The sequence below is a fragment of the Enterococcus sp. 12F9_DIV0723 genome (genome assembly GCF_002174375.1).
GTDB classification, from domain to species: Bacteria; Bacillota; Bacilli; order Lactobacillales; family Enterococcaceae; genus Enterococcus_A; species Enterococcus_A gilvus.
Window position 1 is genome coordinate 1,506,871 of sequence record NZ_NIBK01000001.1, and the last position, 1,227, is coordinate 1,508,097.

A 1,227-nucleotide genomic window follows, 5' to 3' on the forward strand; every position below is an offset into this window, starting at 1 on the left:
GCTATATTTTTGATTTTTTTTATTAGATTTAATTTATTAAAACGGCAGTCAATTTTGTATTTTCCACTTTGATTGCGACCACCAATGGGGCCACCAGAAATAATACCACTGACGTTTGTTCGATTCAGAAAAAAAGTAGCAAATGCTCCTTCTAATGATCCTACGATTCGACCATAATTACTATATATTTTCTTTTGATTATGCCATTCTTCGATAGATACTTCTGTAGTATTGATTAACTGAATAAATTTTTCCGTATCATATAGAATAGCTCTCCAGAAATTATAAATAGCTGGGTCAAAATCATTTATGAGAATTTCTTCAACTTTTTTACTAAGAAGTAGTTCGATGGCCACCCCAGCTCCACCAGCAAACGGCTCACAATAAATGGGTTCAATTATATTATTTTGTTTAATTGTCGTGTCTACAAATTTCCATAGTTGTGTCTTACCTCCTGGATATCTAAGGGGAGATTTTGTGTGTGGCATTATGATCACCTCTAATTTTGAATGGGGACAAATCCATTTTTTATCCTAATACTATTTATATGTTCAATTAGTTGCTCTTTGAATGGATCAAAAATGTCTCTGTTATTATTTACATAGTAAGTTAGATATTTATTTACCTCGCTTTTATGCGCAGTATACCATTTTTTAAACGGTGTTACATCATCGTTAGAATAATTTTCAGTGGATAAATTAATTTCATATTCAGCAATTCTTTGCTTAAACATCTCTTTCGGCAGTTTAAATTGTTTGAAAAATTTGTCAGAACCGTTGAGTGAAAGAATATATTTTACTATTTCTTTTTCAAAAGGGAGATTAAAAAGCGATGGTAAAAATAGAACGTGTTCATAGTTTCCTGTTCTGATATTTTTACCTGCCATATCGGCATCAAAAACAACTATTGCTCGTGTTTCATCAAGAACTGTTGGAAAACTTCTACACAATGAAGATAAGAGTTTCCAGCTTATTCCTGGATTATCGGTGTTAACTACATGTGAATATACAAGCTGTGAATTCATATCTGTACTACGAATAATTCTTTTTAATAGGATTTCGGCAACTTCATCTTCGCAAAGAATTTTAGTTTTTGTTAGCGGGCTATTTTCAACAATATAGTTTGACAAAGTTAATTCGGAGTATGCTAAACTATAAGCCGGATTTTGTAGGATTGCTAAATTGTTATCTTTTTCAAATTGTGATGCAATAAAATTAATTACTATAT

At 31.2% G+C, this 1,227-nt stretch carries 1 protein-coding gene and 1 pseudogene; both read right to left on the minus strand.

Annotation, left to right across the window (positions count from 1 at the left end; translation table 11 throughout):
• Positions 1 to 488: DNA adenine methylase (locus tag A5868_RS07155; RefSeq protein WP_140404350.1), on the minus strand; the 488-nt coding region annotated here is incomplete at its 3' end.
• Between the two features lie 11 nt (positions 489 to 499).
• Positions 500 to 1,227: pseudogene (locus A5868_RS07160) on the minus strand (hypothetical protein); the annotation flags it as partial.